Origin of the sequence: Bacillus benzoevorans, assembly GCF_014207535.1 — a bacterium.
Classification (GTDB): domain Bacteria; phylum Bacillota; class Bacilli; order Bacillales; family Cytobacillaceae; genus Bacillus_BD; species Bacillus_BD benzoevorans.
Window position 1 is genome coordinate 126,697 of sequence record NZ_JACHGK010000013.1, and the last position, 20,101, is coordinate 146,797.

20 protein-coding genes and 1 pseudogene are annotated in these 20,101 nt (G+C 38.3%); 10 read left to right on the top strand and 11 right to left on the bottom strand.

The window, feature by feature from the left end:
• Positions 1–4: 4 nt before the first annotated feature.
• Positions 5–1,231: a DUF418 domain-containing protein gene (locus tag HNR53_RS16895; protein WP_184528148.1), complete on the top strand. Its 1,227-nt coding sequence runs from the start codon at positions 5–7 to the stop codon at positions 1,229–1,231.
• A 247-nt stretch (positions 1,232–1,478) separates the two neighbouring features.
• Here the strand turns inward: HNR53_RS16895 and HNR53_RS16900 are convergent, their stop codons facing one another.
• From HNR53_RS16900 to HNR53_RS16910, 3 genes are read right to left on the bottom strand one after another with little or no spacing between them, the layout of a single operon-like run.
• Positions 1,479–1,910 (bottom strand): DUF5360 family protein, encoded by a 432-nt coding sequence (locus HNR53_RS16900; RefSeq protein WP_184528150.1) that lies wholly within the window; start codon positions 1,908–1,910, stop codon positions 1,479–1,481.
• Positions 1,911–1,925: 15 nt separating this feature from the next.
• Positions 1,926–3,047 carry an acyltransferase family protein gene (locus HNR53_RS16905; RefSeq protein WP_343065350.1) on the bottom strand — a complete coding sequence of 374 codons (1,122 nt, stop codon included), beginning with the start codon at positions 3,045–3,047 and terminating at the stop codon, positions 1,926–1,928.
• A gap of 29 nt (positions 3,048–3,076) precedes the next feature.
• Positions 3,077–3,952, bottom strand: a complete 876-nt coding sequence (locus HNR53_RS16910) for a class I SAM-dependent methyltransferase (protein ID WP_184528154.1) — start codon at positions 3,950–3,952, stop codon at positions 3,077–3,079.
• A 287-nt stretch (positions 3,953–4,239) separates the two neighbouring features.
• Between HNR53_RS16910 and HNR53_RS16915 the strand changes: the two genes are divergently transcribed.
• Positions 4,240–5,439 carry an aminotransferase class I/II-fold pyridoxal phosphate-dependent enzyme gene (locus tag HNR53_RS16915; protein ID WP_184528155.1) on the top strand — a complete coding sequence of 400 codons (1,200 nt, stop codon included), beginning with the start codon at positions 4,240–4,242 and terminating at the stop codon, positions 5,437–5,439.
• A 25-nt stretch (positions 5,440–5,464) separates the two neighbouring features.
• On the opposite strand, the gene HNR53_RS16920 is transcribed toward HNR53_RS16915, so the two are convergent.
• From HNR53_RS16920 to HNR53_RS16935, 5 genes and pseudogenes are all read right to left on the bottom strand, one after another.
• Complete coding sequence (locus tag HNR53_RS16920) at positions 5,465–5,842, bottom strand: DMT family transporter (protein ID WP_184528157.1); 378 nt, start codon at positions 5,840–5,842, stop codon at positions 5,465–5,467.
• A gap of 2 nt (positions 5,843–5,844) precedes the next feature.
• Positions 5,845–6,414 carry a TetR family transcriptional regulator gene (locus HNR53_RS16925; RefSeq protein WP_184528159.1) on the bottom strand — a complete coding sequence of 190 codons (570 nt, stop codon included), beginning with the start codon at positions 6,412–6,414 and terminating at the stop codon, positions 5,845–5,847.
• A 150-nt stretch (positions 6,415–6,564) separates the two neighbouring features.
• Positions 6,565–7,014, bottom strand: a complete 450-nt coding sequence (locus tag HNR53_RS16930; protein ID WP_246439631.1) for a tyrosine-type recombinase/integrase — start codon at positions 7,012–7,014, stop codon at positions 6,565–6,567.
• 78 nt (positions 7,015–7,092) lie between these two features.
• Positions 7,093–7,209: pseudogene (locus tag HNR53_RS23700) on the bottom strand (hypothetical protein); the annotation flags it as partial.
• Positions 7,157–7,297 carry a hypothetical protein gene (locus HNR53_RS16935; protein WP_184528221.1) on the bottom strand — a complete coding sequence of 47 codons (141 nt, stop codon included), beginning with the start codon at positions 7,295–7,297 and terminating at the stop codon, positions 7,157–7,159. The pseudogene HNR53_RS23700 and the gene HNR53_RS16935, both read right to left, overlap by 53 nt.
• 360 nt (positions 7,298–7,657) lie before the next feature.
• Between HNR53_RS16935 and HNR53_RS16940 the strand changes: the two genes are divergently transcribed.
• The 4 genes from HNR53_RS16940 to HNR53_RS16955 all read left to right on the top strand — a co-directional run bounded on the left by HNR53_RS16940 (position 7,658) and on the right by HNR53_RS16955 (position 10,719).
• Positions 7,658–7,822, top strand: coding sequence for an HAD hydrolase family protein (locus HNR53_RS16940; protein WP_184528163.1), 165 nt, complete (start codon positions 7,658–7,660; stop codon positions 7,820–7,822).
• 202 nt (positions 7,823–8,024) lie between these two features.
• Entirely contained in the window at positions 8,025–8,414 is a 390-nt protein-coding gene (locus HNR53_RS16945) for a hypothetical protein (RefSeq protein WP_184528165.1), read from the top strand.
• A gap of 431 nt (positions 8,415–8,845) precedes the next feature.
• Positions 8,846–9,043, top strand: coding sequence for a hypothetical protein (locus HNR53_RS16950; RefSeq protein WP_184528168.1), 198 nt, complete (start codon positions 8,846–8,848; stop codon positions 9,041–9,043).
• Positions 9,044–9,492: 449 nt separating this feature from the next.
• Positions 9,493–10,719, top strand: coding sequence for a Fic family protein (locus tag HNR53_RS16955; RefSeq protein ID WP_184528170.1), 1,227 nt, complete (start codon positions 9,493–9,495; stop codon positions 10,717–10,719).
• 117 nt (positions 10,720–10,836) lie between these two features.
• Here HNR53_RS16955 and HNR53_RS16960 read toward each other — a convergent pair whose 3' ends face one another.
• The 3 genes from HNR53_RS16960 to HNR53_RS16970 all read right to left on the bottom strand — a co-directional run bounded on the left by HNR53_RS16960 (position 10,837) and on the right by HNR53_RS16970 (position 14,763).
• Complete coding sequence (locus HNR53_RS16960; RefSeq protein ID WP_184528172.1) at positions 10,837–12,087, bottom strand: MFS transporter; 1,251 nt, start codon at positions 12,085–12,087, stop codon at positions 10,837–10,839.
• A gap of 13 nt (positions 12,088–12,100) precedes the next feature.
• On the bottom strand, positions 12,101–13,300 hold the full coding sequence (locus HNR53_RS16965) for a M20 family metallopeptidase (protein ID WP_184528174.1): 1,200 nt from the start codon (positions 13,298–13,300) through the stop codon (positions 12,101–12,103).
• A 203-nt stretch (positions 13,301–13,503) separates the two neighbouring features.
• Positions 13,504–14,763, bottom strand: coding sequence for a PucR family transcriptional regulator (locus HNR53_RS16970; RefSeq protein WP_184528176.1), 1,260 nt, complete (start codon positions 14,761–14,763; stop codon positions 13,504–13,506).
• 531 nt (positions 14,764–15,294) lie between these two features.
• Between HNR53_RS16970 and HNR53_RS16975 the strand changes: the two genes are divergently transcribed.
• The 4 genes from HNR53_RS16975 to HNR53_RS16990 all read left to right on the top strand — a co-directional run bounded on the left by HNR53_RS16975 (position 15,295) and on the right by HNR53_RS16990 (position 20,096).
• Positions 15,295–16,539 carry a DegT/DnrJ/EryC1/StrS family aminotransferase gene (locus HNR53_RS16975; RefSeq protein ID WP_184528178.1) on the top strand — a complete coding sequence of 415 codons (1,245 nt, stop codon included), beginning with the start codon at positions 15,295–15,297 and terminating at the stop codon, positions 16,537–16,539.
• A gap of 11 nt (positions 16,540–16,550) precedes the next feature.
• Positions 16,551–17,696, top strand: a complete 1,146-nt coding sequence (locus HNR53_RS16980) for a glycosyltransferase (protein WP_184528180.1) — start codon at positions 16,551–16,553, stop codon at positions 17,694–17,696.
• 42 nt (positions 17,697–17,738) lie between these two features.
• The gene (locus HNR53_RS16985) at positions 17,739–19,274 is read left to right on the top strand and encodes a lipopolysaccharide biosynthesis protein (RefSeq protein WP_184528182.1); all 1,536 of its coding nucleotides are present in this window, start codon (positions 17,739–17,741) and stop codon (positions 19,272–19,274) included.
• Positions 19,275–19,343: 69 nt separating this feature from the next.
• On the top strand, positions 19,344–20,096 hold the full coding sequence (locus HNR53_RS16990; RefSeq protein WP_184528184.1) for a glycosyltransferase family 2 protein: 753 nt from the start codon (positions 19,344–19,346) through the stop codon (positions 20,094–20,096).
• Positions 20,097–20,101: the final 5 nt, after the last annotated feature.

A 20,101-nucleotide genomic window follows, 5' to 3' on the forward strand; every position in this document is an offset into this window, starting at 1 on the left:
ATGGATGAAGACAGCGCCAGTATCGCAGCGCGAGAGAATCGTAACGATTGATGTTATTAGAGGTTTTGCTTTGATCGGCATCTTTTTAGTCAATATGCCGACCTTCCATTCCCCAGTCCTTTTTGAGAGGAATCCGGATTACAGCGGAGTGGATTATTGGCTTGATATCTTGCTGCAAATGTTTGTGCAAACGAAATTTTATACGATCTTTTCTTTTCTCTTTGGATTAGGTTTTTACATTTTTATGAGCAGGGCTGAAGAAAAAGGCCTGAAGGTGAACCGCCTTTTCTCGAGAAGACTTTCCATCCTGCTGCTATTTGGCACAGTCCATCTAGTGTTCCTATGGTTTGGAGATATTCTTCACAGCTATGCGCTCGCGGGTTTTTTCCTGCTATTATTTTATAAGCGAAAAGCAAAAACCATCTTAATCTGGGCCTTTAGTTTATTAGGCGTCTTTTATCTTCTCAATTGCATTCAGTTTGCCGTCCCGGCTCCGATGTTGGAAGAAATGATGCAGCAAATGGAGCAGAAAAACGCAGGGAAACTGGATGAATATGTTGATATGTACGAAAGCGGCGCTTATTTGGAATGGGTGGGATATCGGGTCGAAACTGAAATCCTGCCGAATCTTTTTCAGGAAATTTTCATTATCATGGATGTCTTAGCTATGTTCTTATTTGGGCTGTATGCGGGGAAAATTGGCATTTTTCAGTCATACACAACACATCAGACAAAAATTAAACGGGTGTGGCTGACTGCCTTAATTTTAAGTATTCCACTGGCGGCGATGGTGGCTGTCTTGAAAATGAATGTAGTCGATACTGGGGTCTACCAGCAATCAACCGTTTACTTATTTACCGGACTCAGCGGGGTGGCGCTTTGCTTTTTCTATATCACATCCCTCATTCTCTTGATGCAAAAAAAGACAGGGCAGAAGCTGCTCCGTCCGCTGGGATTTATGGGACAGATGGCGCTGACGAATTATCTGCTGCAGACACTGATTTCCGTTTTTATTTTCCTGGGACTGAATTTCTATGGAAAAGTCAGCTTGACAGAAGGTACCTTACTCGTCCTCGTCATCTTAATTTGCCAAATGATTTTTAGCAAAGTATGGATGAAGCACTTCCGCTTTGGACCGATGGAATGGCTGTGGCGAACATGGACATACGGATACCGTCAGCCTATGAAAAGAACAGAAAAAATTAGCAGCACGAACCATCATTCTGTTTGATGTGTTTACAAAGCTGCTCATGAATTCTTAGATTATTAGAAAAAAAGAATATAGAAACTCGATGGTTCATGGTAAAAATTAGGGAAACGCGGGAACCGTCCCCTTGTTTCCCCTTGTTTCGAAAAGGCCCTACCTGATATTCAGGCGGGGCCTTTATCTTCGCTGGTGTTGATGAAACAGAAAGGACGGTTTCGGTTGTTATCCAGTTTCCACCAATCTATCAACTTGGAGGGACAGGTCCCTTTTTCTATTTGGGGGAAATGAGGGAAACACGAGAATCGTCTCCCTGTTTCCTCTGTTTCCTAGGGATAAAGAGCCTGAGAAAGAATAATGGATAGAGGAGTAAATACAGATTTACACTCCACCATGTGATATCAAAGTCCCCGCTGAAAAGCCAAAAGGCAATCGCCTGCAGTCCGGAGCAAAACGTAAGGACTAACGATATGAGCGCAAAGGTCTTCCATGTTTGCTTGCTTTTTTGATAGAAATAGAGACTGGTCAAGCCAGTGATGGAAATCAACATATCCAATGGAAAGAAGGACCAATTCCATGTAACCATAATTGGATTATTATAATCCTTGAAGGCCCAACTCGCAGGTATTAAATGGAAATATGTAACGAACCAATAAAGGATAAATCCAATGTCAGTCACAAGAAAAAATGGCTTTAAATATTTCATTTTATTCCACCTCATTTAGGTTAAAATTTTCCTGAGCACAGAGATTTTTAATAACAAAGCACTGATGCCAAACGAAATGATAAATGTCAGCACCGTGACCAGGAACACTTTCATAAACACGTTTAGATCCAATGCTGCCAGCATTAATTGTAAGATGACGATAATGGGTGCTTGAATAATATAAATGGAATAGCTTGTTTGATTAACCAGATTCATGAAAGGTGCCGTAAAGTCTAACTTATCCCGAAAAACGGTTAAAATCTTCAGAATGATCCCCACATATGTGAAAGGCTCCCAAAATGAATAATAAAATGATTCAAAGGTAAACCCTCCGAAAAAATTTTCCACCCCGTTGGAATAAAAACTTGATAGGAAAAAGACCAGCGGCATGGTGATGCTCGAAATGAGTGACACACGAAAGTAAATGGAGACCGTTTTATCTTCAATTTTATCCAGTAAGTTATTTCGAAAGGCTACGATACCTAAGGAAAAAAGAGCAATATATTGTGGGAAATATCCTAAGGTAAAATCATGAATATACATTTTATCTGTGGGAAAGATTAAGCGAACAACAAAATTAAACAGGCCCATGACTAATATAAATACTAGTATTTTTTTCTTGCCCAAAAAGTCAATCTTCTTCTGGTCAATTGTTGGAGAGACGAATCTTTTGATCAGCACGTAAATGATTGAGAAATATAATAGTGCCATAATAAACCAAGTATTATAGAAATCTAAGGATGAAAAATAGCTCTGCTTCGACACAAGGTAAATACAAAGCGGATTTAAAACAAAGAAATAGAATAATGCCGGTACCAATAACTTTAATATCCTGCTTTTCAAAAATAGGAAGGTACCTCTTTTTTCGTAAGATTTCGGTATAAAGTATGCTGATAGAAAAAAGAAAAGCCCCATAAAAAAGCTTTGGCAGAGAGCGTTTAATAACGTGAGAATAGAGGTTGATATCAAATTATCAGATTGCTCAACGTAATACCAGCCTCCTTCTCCGCCATAGCCGCTGCTAGTATGGAAAAATACAACAAGAAGAGCAAGAAAAGATTTAATGTTATTAAAATAATGAATTTGTTCATTTGGATTAACCCGAACATGACAATGAGTTTGAGTATTGTCCGTCACATTTTCACCTCCCATTCCAAAACATCAAATTACATAGTCGTTTTTCTGGCAACCCCTGCAGCAAAAGTATGTGACATCTTAAATTCCTTTTCATTTGCTGCGTAATTTTCTACCCATTTCTTTATTTGCGTTAAAATTTCTGTTTCTCGGTTTCGATCAATCACATCGATAAATCCCGCTGCTGCACCGGAACGTAAAACCCATTCCATTGCTTCGTCCGCATTATGACAAGGTAACTGCTGTTCGCCATCCCAGGTTTCCATGACATCTAAACTGGCCTTTTCAAACCATCGTTTCAGCGTTTCTTTATCCTTCGGTAATTCGATTCTAATATAACGTTGTAAATAAGATGGCTCCTGGCTAATAACCTGTTCAAAAGCTTTCATCAATATTTCTTCTGAATCACTTCGCGTTTCAATAATACCTATTTGGCCGTTTGTCTTTAATATTCGACGTACTTCTTTTAAGAAAGCAATTGGCTTTGTATAGCAAATAGCCCAGCCGCAAAGGACAATATCAAAACTCTCATCAGGGATATCTTTTAAATAGGCCATCATATCACTTTGCACCGTCCTTATTTGCAAGTGACTAAATTCTGTTAATTTACTGCGGGCAACATCGAGCATTCCTTTTGACTGGTCAACAATGGTCATCTCACCTTTTCCGTTAAGCCGGCGTGCCATTTCAACAGTAAAAAATCCAGTACCGCAGGCTAATTCCAACACCTGTTGTCCGGGAATAATCTCCAAATGATTTATGAGATTCATAGAATGCTTTCCCATCGTTTTGGTAAAGAAAGAATCGTAGTCATTACTTGCCTTGTCATAATCCTTTGCGTTATCAGCCTGCTTATTTGTTAACATAAACCATCCTGTACGAAGAGCTAAATTTAATTTGTTAATCATTTCAAAGGACCTCCAAAATTTACATTTTTTATGATAAATAAATATAAAACACATAATAACTTTACATAAAATTGAAAAATAGTAAAATATTGACAGTTATTGTCGACATAATATACGATACTTTATGGACAAGTATCGTTGGATTGTGTCCATTGTTTCATAGACTTTGCTTCATTTCCGGAGGTAATCATAAGATTTCACTATTTCTATTGGATAAGCTTTTTAATTATGTTTACTTATTTCAAGATTAAAACTATTAAGAAAGTGTATAAAAGGGAGCTGATAACATGGATGTGTTCAAAAAATGTTTCGATTATGAATTTGTTAAATTTTTGAAAGCAAATAATCGCTATCCTTACTTCGAACCAATACAAGAAAGGCACGGCACAGAAGCAACTGTTCGTTCAAAAGATGTAATGATGTTAGGTTCAAATGATTATTTGGGTCTATCAACAGATTCCCGTGTAGTTGAAGCAGCACTTGCTGCTACAGTCAAGTATGGTACTTCAGTATCTGGATCGAGGCTGCTAAATGGCACTCTATCCTTACATGAAGAGCTGGAAGAGCGATTAGCCCGCTTTCTCAAAAGGGAAAAAGCGATTGTATTTTCAACAGGTTATCAAACCAATTTAGGTACAATATCCGCACTTCTTGGACGCAATGATGTTGCCATTATCGACCGCAATGCACATGCCTCCATTGTAGACGGCACTCGACTGGGATTCGGTAAACTGAAACGGTTTAAGCATAATGATACGGAAGACCTTGAAAAAATTCTGCAATCATTCCCTGAAAACATTGGGAAATTGATTATTGTCGATGGTGTGTACAGCATGGAAGGTAATTTAGCTAAGCTGAAAGAAATCGTGCAGTTAAAGAAAAAGTATAAGGCCCGTCTTCTAGTCGATGATGCTCATGGAATTGGTATTCTTGGTGAAAATGGACGTGGTACATGTGAGCATTTTGGTATTGAAAATGAGATTGATATTATCACAGGCACCTTCAGTAAATCCTTTGGCAGTTTAGGAGGGTTTGCAGCCGGTGATAAAGATGTTATTGATTATATAAAGCACAATGGGCGCAGCATGATTTTTAGTGCTAGTATGACTCCTGCAAGTACTGCAGCTGTTTTAATGTCGTTAGAAGTCATGGAAACCGAGCCAGGACGGCGCCGGCTTTTACAGGCAAATGCAGAGAGATTTAGCAACCATTTAACCGATTTAGGTTTTAATATCGGCCATTCAGAAACACCTATTATTCCAATTTATATCGATGATACTATGAGGACTTTCCAATTTTGGCAGGAACTAATGAACAAAGGTGTTTACACAAATCCAATAATCGCACCTGCTGTACCGGAAGGGAATGAATTACTTCGTACATCTGTTATGGCCACACATACTGAACAGCAGCTAAATCATGTATTAAATATCTTAGAAGACGTTACTAGAGAAAATGGTTTTCTCGCCGGCAAAGTGCAAGTATAGTTTACCTGATAGATAGAGGGTGGTCTTATGACTCTCTATCTAATTCAACTGTTTCTTCTACGGCTTGTTGATTAGCTGCTTTTTCATGTTCTACTGTGTAATTTAAGGTAGTGACACCTACAATAATAAGAATAATGGAAAGAACTTTAAGCAAACTGATGCTTTCGCCGAATAAAAAAATGCCGATACAGGTAATAATTAAAATTCCCATTCCGGACCAAACGGCATAGGCAACTGAAATATCAATAGTTTTTAATGTTAAGGTTAAAAAAATAAGACTGCAGCAATAAAAGACTAGTAGAAGGACACCTGGTATAACTTTGGTAAAACCTTCAGATAACTTCATGGTCGTCGTGCCAGCCACTTCAAATAAGATGGCCAGACATAAATAAATCCAGGACATATTTATTTCTCCTTTTCCTTGTGATGGGAGATCCCATTTAAAAGAATATCTACCACATTCTGCAGCCTTTCCCCAATGGTCTGCTGGTTGGATGAAAAAGCAGAAGGATCGTATATTTGGTTGAGAGCACCAAGGTATAGTTCAATAAATGCTTGAACATTTATCGGACGAATGATTCCCTGACTTATTCCCTGTTCCATTAGATGAAGAACAACAGTCCATTCCTTTTTTATAAAATAGTCCAGTTCTACCCATTGCTGGTAATGGTGTTTCTTAAGATCCGATAAAAGGCGTATATCCATAATTTCAATATTCTTTGGAGAAAACACAAGAATTTGTTTGATTTTTTCCAGCAATTCGATGTCGCTGCTCTCGGAGATGGCTTTTTCTTTTTCTTTAATCTCGGAAATCACCTTTTCAATAATGACCCCAATCATTTGGTCCTTTGACGTAAAATGCTCATAAATCGTTCTCTTGCTCGTTCCAAGTCTTTGGGATAACTCAAGAAGCGTAAATGTAAATCCTTTTTGCTGAATAAGCAGAATTGCTTCATGGAGAATTCTTTCCCGCACGATCATCACCACCTTTTTTTTGGTACCAGAAAAACCAATCTGGTTCCAAAAGAAATTATACTGATAATTTGGAATAATTTCAACGTTTTTTTTGGGACAAAGGGACAGGTCCCTGCTTAAACAGGAGATATTCTAATAAGTTTGAGAAAGTCATACATTTTTAGCATAATCACTTTTTTTGTGAACACAAAGAATATATGCCTTTGAAGGAGTGTCATATGTGAAAAATGCTCGTTTAAAAACAGCTTTGCATCCACTGCAAATACAGGATCGGATAAAATCGTTCCCAGGGAAAAGCCAATCAGATAGCTGATATCCAGTAAGAGCGAATTCCTTTTTAAAATACTGACGCATGATAACGAGAGCCTCTTGAGGTAAAATGGTATACCTGTTGGTATTATGTTTTGCGTGATGGACTCGAACTCTCATTGTTTTACTGCAGATATCACTAATTTTCAGTTTGGCAACTTCGCTGACGCGAAGACCGCTGCCGTAAATTAACATAAGAATGGTCTTATGCTTGAGATTATCCGTTTGATGGATAAGGCTAAGTACAGATTCCTTTGGAGGGATGATCGGGAAATTTAGCGTTCTTTTCATTCGAGGAATTTTCCCGGAGTCCCATTCTTTTTGTAAGGCATACGTATAAAAAAATTTAATCGCAGAAATATAGTTATTAATGGTTCCAGCAGAAAGCCCTTTATCTCTTTTGAGATAAAGGATATATTGTTGGATATCTTCATTATTGGTATCCCCTAGGTCGATTAAGCCCCTCCATATAAGATGAAAAGGCACGTATTCGACGGTAATAGGATTCTTTTGTAGATTCTGGAGAACCTTTCAATTCAAAAAATAGTTCAATTGTTTCTTCATATTGTTTCATAATGGAATGCATCCTCCTGGTTATTGTTATTTGGTAAGGATAAAAAACAATAATCAGGAGAAAGGTGGGGCGCGAGGTATTTGAATGTGAAGTATAAGTGTTTGAAAAGTGGTCAATAATAAAAATAACATAAGAAAAGTGTGCCTTTCTTGGTATTGTTTGATTTAGCGGTTGGACAATACCATCAAAGTGCACACTTTTCTTGTTTTTTATACCTGTTTGGGGGGAAGTTTTTTGGCCATCGCGTTAGCGATTTCGTTCTTCTCCTGTTTCCCTAAAATCCAACACTCATCCACACACTGAAGATTCGGACCGTCACTATTGACGCTCCAAAAATTGGCCAATGAATAGGAGAGGTTTATGACGATTAAGTTAATTGCGATTGATATTGATGGGACGCTGGTTAATTCGAAGCATGAGATTACCCCGTTTACAAAGGATGCTATTCAGGAGGCCAGGGATAGAGGCATTAAAGTGGTGTTATGTACCGGCCGGCCCTTTTTAGGGGCAAACAGGTGTCGGTGAATATTTAAGCCTATCGCACACATTTTTCTTTTTCCCGTACTTTTTATTGGGCTTTTATTTGAAAAAAGAACATTTCAGCCTGTTTTCTGCCCGTAAAAACGTAGTTCCAGCTTTACTTATCATGGCCGGTACGTTCATGTTCTTTTATTTATCCCCAGCCTTCGACTATCAATAGCTGTTCGGTTCAGCACCTTATGCGGCGATGAAGAGTGATTTGACTCTGGCGTTCCTGCAAAGATTATTAGTCTATCTGGTTGGGATTCTCATGCTGTACAGCTTTTTTGCTTTGATTCCGAAAAAAAACTATTGGTTTACTATGCTTGGAAAATATACGCTATACGTTTATTTGCTGCATGGATTCGTGGTCAAACTCTTCCGCGACTCGCCGCTCGAACCGTTAATCAGTGAATACCAACTCTATTGGGTTCTGGCACCGGCAACGTTCCTGGTTGTATACATCTTATCCACGAAGACAGTCAGAACCGCCACTGGGTTATTCGTCGAAATGAAAATGCCAAAGCTGCCAAAGTTCTTGAAAGTCGCTCCAAAAGTTACTGTTACACCGCGGAATTTGTCAAACGAACGTTCTTGATTAGTGAAGGGTGCCAGGTGCCATCTAATTTCCGGATGATGCCTGGTGCCCTTTTAACTTCATTCAGCAAATTTTTTCATGCGACGAGTAATCGAAGGAGCAGAAGTCCTCCACTTCTGTAAGTGGGGGATGAATGCAAATAAGTTTTCTAATTCAGTGGGGGTTCAAACCCTGGCTGAATGAAGTTAAGCCTTCGGCGGATAAATTTTCCGAGCGAGCTCGACGACGGACAGAACGTCCTAGTCAGGCTGGACATAAGGATGTGGCGTTTTGAAGCGTGAAAAAAATCGGTCGCAAATTCGACGGGGCGAAATTGATTTTGAGAGTGAACATCATTTTCTAATGAACTTTTTAGCAATTTTCAGATCCTCGTACAATATGCTAATAGCAAAAAGAAGTGGAATTACAGTAGTTTGAAGGGAGGGAATAAGATGTCAACAAACCAATATGCTCCAGGAACGCTTCAATACAAATTGAAACAGAAGGCAATGGAAGCACAAACACGGGGCTATACGGATGTAGAGACGGTAAAACAGGCGAAGGAACTTATTCGTTTTGCCTACACTATGGAAGGAATTCCGCTGCGTTATACACGCTTAGGGGCGATCATTAGAGTTTTGCCTGCTTAATGTAGTTTCTTTGTCATCCGCAGCAGCGTAACCATATCATTTTTTTCCTCAAAATTGGAATCTTACTTCACATGACCTTCCCTTTGCCTGTTTGAACGAATCCTATCCTATCCTATCCTATCCTATCCTCTGCTCCCTATTTCCCTAATCCGCCTAATCGTTTCTTAGTAAAGGGGATTTCACCTTTTGAATAGTAAAAGGAATGCATTGATTTTAAACGATCTAATAATGTTAAGGTAATTTAATAAACTAGGTATATTTACGATAGGTAAAGGTATGAAGTCGCTGTATTTTAGATAAAATGAATACATCGGGAATAAAATTAGTTATTAATTGAATTTTAAATATAAAATTGATATTTTTTTATAATTGGATCCAATATTATTTCCCTTTATTTAAAATACCATGATATTATTACAATAATAATTCATATGAGGGGAGGAATATTTGTGGAATATGAAAAATTAAGTAAAATTTATTATAAAGATGAATCACAGTATCAAAAAGAATATGAGAAACGTTTTTATAGTTATGGAACATATAGAAGCAATTTGTTTATTAAGCCTGTATTAAAGGGTAAACATGTTGGCGATGCTGTTGAACTTTTTATTGTCAATAATGATCATTTAATGAAATTACAGGAGCAAATTCTTATCAATAGTTTTAAAATTCAAGAAATGGTAAATGAAATGCCAGCTATTGCAGTTAAGCCTTACCTGGATAAATTATTAATTAATGAATTGCAAAGTACGAATGAAATTGAAGGTGTACGCAGTACAAAAAAAGAGCTTTCTGAAATTGTTTCGCTTGTAAATGAAAATAAGTCTAGTAAAAATAAACGATTTATCGGTTTAGTGAAGACGTATAAGTATATTAACAAAATTGAACCATTCGTAAGAGTGGAGGACTTTAGAAAACTATATGATGCTGTAGTGGCAGATGAAGTAGCAGCGAACAAACAGCCAGACGGGGAAATATTCCGTAAAGATATCGCAACCATAACAGATGGCAGTAAAACGACACATGTTGGGATTTATCCAGAATCAACGATTAAGGATTATTTAAATAATCTGTTGTTCTTTTTAAATACATCCAATATGCCGGATTTATACAAATATATGCTTGCACATTACTACTATGAATATATACACCCATTTTATGATGGCAACGGAAGAACGGGCCGCTTATTTGTTTGTAGTTATGTTGCGAAGAAGCTCGACGAATTTACGGCAATTTCTTTATCATATACGATTAATCAAGATAAGCAAAAGTACTATAAGGCTCTGGAAGAACTCTCAGACCCGCATAACAAAGGAGAGGCAACATTCTATTGTCAAGCGATGCTTGAGATTCTAAAGAGCGGTCAAGAATCCTTAATTGATGATTTAGGTTTAAGTTTGGCAAAGTTGCAAAAGATCGATCATCATTTACAAAAGTTAGATTGGGCAAACGATGATGTCAGAGGATTACTGGGTTCATTACTTGCGATTAATATCTTTGTTGGTTCGGAACATCCACTGACAAATGGAGAAATACAAGATGGCTTACAGCTTTCGCGGCATAAAGTAGATAAATTTCTCTCGGAACTTGAAGCAAAGGGAATAGTAAAGAAAACAAAAAATCGACCTGTCACTTATATATTAGAAGAGGATTATATCGAACAAGTATTATTTTAGCGCATTTATGCCAAGCATCACTCAGACGTAACGAGGAAAGATTAGAGGTGGGACGGGGGGACAGGTCCCTTGTCCCGAGGAGAGGGGAACGGTTTGAACCCGTCCCCCTATGTCCCTTTATTTTGCTATTTTTAATTTAGCTGTTTTGGTATTTTCATGTTCACGAACTGAAGTCGTAATGACAGCGGATACGAGAACAGCTGCAATTAGGAAGTAAAACGCTGTGTTAAAGCTTCCTCCTGCCGCTTCAATGAGAAAACCAATGACAATCGGAGAGATAAACCCGGCAACTTGACCGCCAAAGTTAATTAATGCCGATGAACTTCCCATTACCTCCGGTTTAAGGACATTCATTGGCAGTGCCCAAATGGCTCCAAATGACATACAAATGAAGAATCCTGAAAGTGTTAATAATGCCATTGCAGGTACCATTGAACCTGTAGTGAAGGTAAAGTATAGGAATATAGCAGCTAGAATATCAGATCCGATAATTAAGGTGCGGCGTCTGCCGACAAAGAACTTATCTGACAGATATCCGCCTAAAATTAAACCAACGGTACCGGCAAAGAACGGCAAGGATGCATTGATGCCCATGCTTACTAAGTCAAAGCCGCGGGCATTGATTAAATAAGTTGGAACCCATGAAGAAAATCCCCAGAACGTAATGTCAAATGTAAACCAAATCAAGACAAGCTTCCAAACCATCGATTGTTTCACGACATCCTTAAAGCTCATTTTCTTTCCGGAGTCTTTTGTTCCTTCATCCCCCTGAATAACCTTTAGTTCCTCTGCTGAAACCAGTTTGCTGTCTTTTGGATTATCCCGTACAAGCCACCACAGAAGCGCAGCAACAATGATTCCTGGAATCACCAAGAATAGAAAAACACTCCGCCAGCCGAAAGCGGCCATAACACCAACGACAAATAATGGAGCAATCGCAGGTCCTAACGCATTAGAGGACATCATGATGCCGTTTGCAGTGGCCCGTTCTTTTTTAGGGAACCAGTTCGAAAGTGTTTTCCAAGATCCGCCTGGGAAACTAGCCTCGCCAATTCCAAAAAGAACGCGGATGATCAGCATATTCGTAAAGCTTGTCGCCATGGCAGTCGCTACTGTAAAAAGTGACCACCAGGTAACGGCCGAAACCATTGTTTTTCTTGAGCCAAACTTATCTGCTAACATGCCGCCGGGAACCTGGAACAAGGCATATCCGGCAAAAAAGGCACTCATAACAATCCCCATCGACACCGGGGTCAAATCGAAGTCTTTCGAAATATAAGGAATGGCCACGGTCATAACCATTCTATCCATATAGCTCAGCGTCCACGTGACAAAAAGCAAGGTTAAAATGATATTTCTTTTTTTCATATCGACATCCCCCTTATGCTAAATTGGCATGAACAGGTTTTACAGACAAGAATTTCTCAGCAAGTGCTGCATAAAACTGAGTGGCCTCCATTAAGCTATCAATACTGATGTGTTCGTTTGGCTGATGGGCCATATCGGAACTTCCCGGGCCGTAAAAGATGGCGGGCAGGTTTGTCGCTGGTAAAAATACTGCCGCGTCTGTATAAAAATTAACCCCTTTTGCTTCTACTGTTCTACCAAACTCCTCTTTTACCACTTCTTGAGCTGTTTTGATAAATGGATGGCTGGCATCCGTTTCTACCGCTGGTCGATTGTTCGTAATTTTAATCTCTGCTGCGAAACCTTCGATTTCACCTTGCAACACTTCGATTATTTTTTTAAAATCGTTAATGATATCATCGTGAACCATTCCTGGAACTGTTCTCATATCGATCGTGATCGTACATTTATCCGGAACCACATTGGTCTTTACCCCGCCATTTATCGTAGAAAGATTCATCGTCGGAGAGCCGACAAGCTCATTTTCTTCATATGTGTACTGGTATTGAAGTAATTGATTCATTAAAGCGTTCATATAAACAATGGCATTTTTTCCTTTGTGTGGAAAAGCTCCATGGGCTGTATGGCCATATGTGGTGATTTCTACCCAAAGGGCACCTTTTTCCGCTACGTTAATTTCACTATTGCTCGGTTCTCCGATAACAATCGCTTCAACGTCTTTAAGCCCGCCTTTGTTTAAAAAGTCAAAAGCACCAATACTGTCGATTTCCTCACCTGCTACTCCGGAAATGATCAGATCTCCTTTTAACTCCACTCCTGCTAGTTTAATCGCTTTAGCCGCCATAATCATGCCGGCGATGCCGCCTTTCATATCTGCGGAACCCCTGCCGTAAATCTTTCCATCCTCGACATGTCCGGAATAGGGGTCATATTTCCACTCCACATCTCCTGGGGGCACGGTGTCCAAATGTCCATTAAAAAGCAGTGCCTTTTTTTCGCCAGTGCCTTTTAAAATACCTGTTACATTGGCTCGATTGTTCCCTAAATCAGTAACTTCTACCTCCATACCGAAGGAAGCCATTTCTTTTGCTAATAGTTCTGCTAGAGGCTTTTCATCCCCGGGTTCATTGACCGTTTTCACTTGAATCATTCGTCTTAAAAGATCCACCGTTTCCTCTTTGCTGATATGTGTCGCAATTGAATTGTTTTCCATTAAGGAACCCCCCAAGAAAAAATTATTTTCTTACAAAAATAATGATACAGTATTTTTAACGAATTTCTTTTGTGAGTGTTCACAAAATTGTCGCTTATTTTCGCGCATTTTTCTAAAGGTTCATGTTGACTTTAGCTGAATGTATAGGGAGTGAATAGGGGGGTGATAGGGATTGGCAACGCTTACAAAAAAAGCACTCGGATTTATTCATCCAAGTGCTTTTCAAGCTTTAATATAATTTCTAATTTTAATCTTTCGATGGAATCCTCTAAATCAAGCTGGCAAAGCTGCTGAATTTTAGCGATTCGATATCTAACCGTATTGTGATGAATATACAGTCTTTTCGCTGCCAAATTATAATTGCATTTACTTTCCAGATAAATTTTCAGCGTGTTGATTAATTCATCCTTGTCCTCTTGCTGCAAAACGGGGGAAATACTTTCAAAGACATGCCCCACTTCTTCCTTAAATGCCTCCAAATTGAAAAGCCCAAATGGTCCTAAATCCTTGTAGAAATGCAGCTTTCTATCAGGATAAAGGAGGTGACCGATTTCTAGCGTTTTCATGCTTTCATTGTAGCTCTTTTTTATTCGATAAAAGGCATCAATGGAACGGCCGATCCCTCCCATGATAATTGCATTTGGGATTTCCTTTTCTAGTGCAGCGATCAATTTGCTGCATTTCTTTGCTAATTCCTCGTTATTCAATTGGCTGGTCGTCTCATCGGCAGGCTGAAAGATGATTATGACTCCATCCAATAAACCTAACGGTGTTTCCTTTTTTGGAAAAAATCGTCCGGTTATGGCGCCGATTAAATCCCGATGGTCCTCTAATTGTATTTGATTATTTATTTGTTTGAAGCTGATGCAGACATATTTGTTACGAACATCCCAAGATAAATTCTTGGCATTTTTTAACAGTTTTTCTTTATCGCTTTCCTCTAACAGGATTTCGCGAATGAAATCATCATGAAAATGCGCTTCTTTTGAATTCATATAGTAAATTTGCCCAAAGGTGTACACGAGAATAGCCAGAGTGACCCGTAACGCCAACAGGTCAAAGTATCCGAGTTCCTTTCCTTTTTCCCAAACGACTATTTTTCCGGCCAAAATATGATTGACTTTAATGGGAATCATCACCCAGCTGTTCTGCTCCTGCTCCTCTAAAGAGCGAATCCGATAGATATTGATTTTGTCATCAATCATTTCTGCTTGATGATCGAACGGCGGATCCAATAGGGAGCGAAGTGTCTTTTCAAGCTCCACCGTTTGTTCCTGCTTCGGGTAATGAAAATTTTTATCCTCGAGAAAATCAATGATGGATACGGATAATTCAAGTTCGATTGCCAGGTTTTCAAGGATTTCCATGATTTTTATTTCGGGAAACAACGCTGCTTGGATTGATCTCTTCCTTGCATTTATGCACATATATTTCAGAATAGCAAAAGAATTAAGGCATAACAATGTCATTCCTCACTGCTGGGAGACAGGTCCTTCATCTTGGGTCTATCGACGGGAAGAGGGACATTCTTCGTCCTGATTTTATCGGGTACTGTCACGCTCGTCCCTTCATTTGAATGGGAATTATAGGGAAAATTATGTATTTAAGGGAAATAATGGATAGTACTTTTTATCTGTATTTTAATACAAAAGACTTCCACTGAAAGGAGCGGCATGGTATAATCCATCTGATATAAAAAGAACTATTGTCATAGTGATTTAGAACCTATGTGCTAGTAATAGACTTATTCTATCATTTTTTTTTAGTCAATATGTTCTGTATATAGAACGAAATAAGCGTTTACTCAGTGCAATCAAAGTGGTTGTATAAGGTCAGCCAATCCTTTCTATATTAGGAGTTGTTCTACAGAGAGGGGAAAAATAGTAGATTCGTAAAGTCCCTCTGAAAAAAGATGATCGAATGCTTAAGAGTATGAACAAAACTACTCTTCTGTTTTGTAAATCAACATCGCTCATGGGAAAGGAGAAGCATCTATGTTGAATTCAAATAATTCAGAATTATCGGATATATGGAAATTAATACCGTTTTCCCCTCCAGACATTACAGATCATGAAATTAATGAGGTCATCGATACATTAAAATCAGGATGGATTACGACCGGGCCCAAAACAAAGGAATTCGAGAGACAAATTGCCCGATGGACTAATACTTCGAAGGCTGTTTGTTTAAATTCAGCAACTGCTGCAATGGAATTAACATTGAGAATCTTAGGTGTTGGAGAAGGGGATGAAGTCATTACCTCTGCTTACACCTATACCTCTACCGCGAGTGTCATTCATCATGTGGGAGCGAAAATCGTCTTAGTCGATACAGCAAAGGATTCATTTCTGATGAACTATGAACAGCTGGAAAATGCCATCACGAGTAAGACAAAGGTGATTATCGCGGTCGATATCGGCGGCGTTATGTGCGACTACGATAAAATTTTTGCAATGGTCAAGCGAAAGAAAGGCTTATTTCATCCCTCTAACGATTTACAAAAAGCCTTTGGCCGAGTGGTTGTTCTCGCAGATGCAGCTCATTCATTTGGGGCGGTCTATAAAGGATACAAGAGCGGGGGAGTGGCGGATTTTACCTGTTTTTCCTTTCACGCCGTAAAGAATTTAACAACAGGTGAAGGAGGGGCGGTCACTTGGCGGGATATTCCAGATGTCAGCAATGAGGAGATTTATCAGCAATACATGTTATTCTCTCTTCATGGGCAGTCAAAGGATGCATTGGCGAAAACGAGGCTTGGCAGCTGGGAATATGACATCCTCTATCCCGCTTACAAAAGTAATATGACGGATATCATGGCCTCCATTGGACTTGCCCAATTAAAGCGCTATGAGTCATTACTTGCAAGAAGGAGGGAGATTATCGAGTTATATGATCGAGAGTTAGCGGATGAACCGTTAGATATTTTAACACACTATGATGCAGATCATTTTTCAAGCGGCCATTTATATCTTGTCAGATTAAGAGGAAAAGATGAGACCTTTCGGAATTACGTGATGGAAAGGATGGCAGAAAAGGGGATTGCAACGAATGTCCATTTTAAACCTTTGCCGATGCATTCGGCTTATAAGAACTTGGGCTTCGATATAAAGGATTTTCCAAATGCCTATGATGTGTATCGAAATGAGCTCACCTTGCCGCTCTATACCTCAATGGACGACGAAGATGTGAAATATGTTTGCCGGAGTTTAAAGGCGATATTAGACGAGAGTCATGGGTGAAGGGATAAACCATGAAAAAAATATTAATCTTAAATATTGGTACGAATATTGGAGGAATAGAATCTAGTTTAATCAACTTTTTACATTATCTTTCCGGCAAAAATTATCACGTGGATCTCGTTCTTTGGAAAGACAGCGGTCCGCTTTATCAGCTGATTCCAAGTTCGGTTCATATCATCCACGGGCTGTCGCCGGGATCGCTGAAAACCATTTTAAGGACTCCTGGAATGCTCAAAAAGGGTAAACGTATTTTGTGGTATACCGTCTTAAAAATTCTCCACTACTTTAAAAAGCCATGGTTCATTCTAAAAAGAATTCCTAAACACTATGATGTTGCGATTTCATACTGCCAGAATGGTTATTCCCCCTATTATTTAATCGACAAAGTATCGGCTGATAAAAGATATATGTGGTATCATCATGGCTCTTATGAAAAGAAGGGAAAGGATTATAAAATTGATACACAATATTATCCTAGATTGGATGGAATCATTGCGGTCTCAACTTCTTGTAAAGAAGCTGTAGCTGAGAAATTTCCATATATGGATAATAAGATTTCCGTCATCAATAATATTATCAATATTGATCGCATTAGAGAAAAAGCGAAAGAAAAGATTTTTGACATAGATAAAGAAAAAGATAAGTTTATGTTTGTGACGGTCAGCAGGTTTTCTTATGAAAAAGGCATTGATGTCGCGATAAAAACCGCTGCTGAATTAAAGAGAGCGGGTTGTCCATTTATCTGGTACTTTATTGGCACTGGAGAGGATATGGAAAAAATTAAGATGATGGTAAAAGAAAGGCAATTAGAGGATACCTGTATTTTATTAGGAGAAAAAACGAACCCTTTTCCATACGTGAGTTTGGCAGATATCTATATTCAAACAACCCGTGTAGAAGCCCATCCGATAACGATTGCTGAGGCGATGGTCTTACAAAAAGTGATTGTTGCCACAAAAATTCCTGCTATAACGGCGATGTTAGAAGATGGTTATTTAGGTGAGGTTTGTCCGTTAGATGAAAGGCTTTTTGCTGATGCCATTTTGAAATTAGTGAAAAGAAGCGCAGATAGGACAAAATATATTGATCGATTAAAACAATTTCCTATGACCAATCAAGCAGCTTTTCATGCCATTGATGAGTTAATAAATTTATAGGGAGTCTGGGTTATGCTTGCTGATTAATTAAAGGGTGTTATTATGTCACGAACGAAAGCGTCACTAAGAAATATTTCTTTTGCCATTACCTTTCAACTATTAGCTTTGGCGGTTAATTTCGCTTCGCGGACCGTTTTCATTGCCATGCTTGGTAAAGAATATTTAGGGTTAAACGGTTTATTTTCCAATATTCTTTCCATGTTGTCCCTAGCAGAGCTAGGAATCGGCACAGCGATCATTTTTAGTCTATATAGACCACTAGCGGAGAATGATCATTCTAAGGTTGCTGCATTAATGTCCTTATATAAAAAGGCGTATACCATTATTGGGTTCATCGTTTTAATCCTTGGCTTGTCCATTGCTCCATTTCTATCTTTTTTCATCAAAGAAATGCCGAATATACCTGGAATATACATCATTTATATCATCTTTGTTTTGAATGCGGCATTATCTTATTTCTTGATTTATAAACAATCACTCATCATGGCTGATCAGAAGCAATATATTGTCACAAAATACCGGAATATATTTGATATTGCCCTTAAAATTTTCCAAATATTCGCACTGCTTCTCACGCAAAGTTATTTTTTATTTCTTATTTTAACTCTTGTCAGTACATTAGGTTTAAATCTTTCGTTATCAATAAAGGCTGATCGAATGTATCCCTTTCTAAAGGGGGAGGAAAAGGGGAAATTGGATCAGGATACGAAGGATGAAATGATAAAAAATGTGAAAGGCAATATCGCTCATAGAATTGGCGGCATTATTGTCTTAAGTACGGATCATTTGCTTATTGCCCGCTTTTTAGGCATTGTAACGGTTGGGATTTATGCAAATTACTTGCTTATTCTCTCTTCGTTGACAACATTTACAAAATTAATCTATCAATCGTTAACGGCTAGTATAGGAAATCTTCATGCGTCATCAGATGATGAAAATAAGGAAAGGATCTTTCATTATATTTACTTTTTTACAGCCTGGGTTTATGGGTTCATGTCTATTTGTTTATTTATTTTGTTAAATCCATTTATCACGTTATGGTTAGGTGCTGATTTCACTTTTTCAAATAGTATTGTTTTTCTCATGGTATTAAACTTTTTTATTACGGGAATGCGCCAACCGTCTTTAACGTTTACAGATGCTATGGGACTGTATTGGTATAGCAGACATAAACCTCTTTTTGAGGCCTTCATTAATTTAATGTCTTCTATTTATTTGGTCATTCATTTTGGAATGGCAGGGGTTCTCCTGGGAACTTTGATTAGCACAATGACGACATGTTTTTGGGTAGAACCTTTAATGGTGTTTAAGTATGGTTTCAATTATTCTGTTTTTGATTATTTCCGGAAATATTTTCATTATACAGTTGTCGTATTACTAAGTGGTGCTCTTGTATTCTCGCTGAGCCGGTTATTAACAGAGAGCACTGTCCAAACCTTTGCTGTGAAGATGATCATTTGTTTCGTTGTTCCAAATATCATATTTACTATTGCTTTTTATCGAACAAAAGAGTTCAAGTATTTTGCAGGTTTAGCTCATGGCATTTTTCGCAATATCCTTCATAGACAATCGTCTTAAACAAGGGTTCAAGTTTCAGTACATCCAAGAGGGCTGAGCGAAAACGATTAATGAGGATGAGGTGGGATAATGGCAAGTGATTTAATTTCTATCATAACTCCTGCCTATAATTGTGGTGAATTTATGGCGGAAACGATAGAGTCTGTCATGAAACAAAGCTATCAAAATTGGGAAATGATTATCGTGGATGATTGTTCTACTGATCAGACAAGGGAAGTAGCAGCAGAATATAGCAAACAAGACCAGCGGATTAAATATTATTTACTAGAAAAAAATGCAGGAGCTGCTGTGTCTAGAACGAGGGCAATCGAGCTGGCAGCCGGGACATATATCGCTTTTTTGGATAGTGATGATCTCTGGACAGAGGAAAAACTAGAACGACAGTTATTCTTTATGAAGGAGAACGGCTATTCTTTTACATGTACCTCGTATGAGCAGATAGATGAGTCCGGTTCTCCGCTCCATAAAACGATGAAGTCCAAACATAAAACAAATTATAATGGAGTCTTATTAAGCTGTCCTGTAGGGAATTCGACCGTTATGTATGATGTCACAAAGTTAGGGAAATTTGTTGTGCCGAATATCAGAAAGCGAAATGATGATGCACTATGGTTACAGATTTTAAAAAAAGAAAAATATATTTATGGAATGCCGGATGTCTTAATGAAATACAGAGTCAGAAGGAATTCGATATCGCGTAATAAGTTGGATTTAATCAAATACCATTGGTATTTATATCGAAGCATCGAAAAACTTTCACTATTCCGTTCGGCCTTTCATATTTGTTATTGGGGTTTTTTAAAAGTTTGTAAAATAAAATAGGAATT